The organism is Rhizobium giardinii bv. giardinii H152, from assembly GCF_000379605.1.
GTDB lineage: Bacteria > Pseudomonadota > Alphaproteobacteria > Rhizobiales > Rhizobiaceae > Pararhizobium > Pararhizobium giardinii.
Genome location: NZ_KB902658.1, coordinates 1 through 1,072 on the forward strand (window position 1 = coordinate 1; position 1,072 = coordinate 1,072).

Genomic DNA, 1,072 nt, shown 5'->3' on the forward strand with positions numbered 1-1,072 from the left:
TGCTATCAATGTCGTGACGGGGTCGGGAAGCAGGATCGGAACGGCCCTTGCGAGTCATGCAGGTGTCGATTTCATATCCTTCACTGGCTCGCCTGAAGTTGGGCAGCTCATTCAAAAAACTGCCGCCGACAACTACATCAATTGCACGCTCGAACTGGGTGGAAAGTCGCCACAAGTAGTCTTTAGCGATGCTGACTTCGACCTCGCCATCCCCACAATTTGCCGCGCAATAATTCAGAACAGCGGCCAGACGTGCTCCGCCGGTAGCCGGGTGCTTGTTCAGCGCAACATCTACGATGAGTTTATGGGGCGTCTCGCCGAAGCATTTGGCAAAGTTCGTGTTGGGTCACCGGAGATGGACCTTGATTGTGGTCCCATTATCACCGCAAAGCAGAGGGCGACTGTACAGGGCTTTATCGATAGGGCGCAGGCAGATGGAATTCCGTTGCTTGCACAAGGTACAATCGCCGATGGCGCCGACCCTGCCGGGTTCTTTGTTCGGCCCTCCCTTTTCGGCCCGGTTCCGCACTCCAGTAGTCTTGCACAGGAAGAAGTGTTCGGCCCGGTCCTCGCCGCCTTGTCTTTCGAAGATGAGGACGACGCCGTTCGTATCGCGAACGGCACCGACTTTGGCCTGGTTGCCGCAGCATGGACCCGGGATGGCGGACGTCAGATAAGGATGTCCAAGCGACTCCGTGCGGGCCAAGTTTTCATAAATTGTTACGGCGCTGGCGCTGGCATCGAATTGCCGTTTGGCGGGACGGGCAAAAGCGGCCACGGCCGTGAGAAAGGTCTTGTCGCGTTGGACGATTATTCAAACCTCAAAACCGTGGTCATCCAGCACGCCTAAGGCGTGTACCCGGTCGTGCCATTCAAAGTAGGGCATTGAGTGGCGCGATTTTTTTGGAGATCAACGATACGATTTAGGACGGCGAGCTCCAAGCTTGGTGCGAGCCGCAAGATATGCGGAGATTACTACGGCAATGTCTAATTCAACTGAACTGCACGGCGAGAAAATGAGGGCTGCCAAGGCCTTTGGTTTCTCCCTCGATGAAATTAGGGTTGTACAGGA

Annotated in this window: 1 protein-coding gene; it reads left to right on the forward strand. The window is 55.5% G+C overall.

Translation table 11 applies throughout. The annotated features are described in order from the left end of the window. Positions 1–850 (forward strand): aldehyde dehydrogenase family protein (locus A3AY_RS0114490; RefSeq protein WP_018326382.1); only part of this gene is annotated, 850 nt, incomplete at its 5' end. Positions 851–1,072 lie beyond the last annotated feature (222 nt).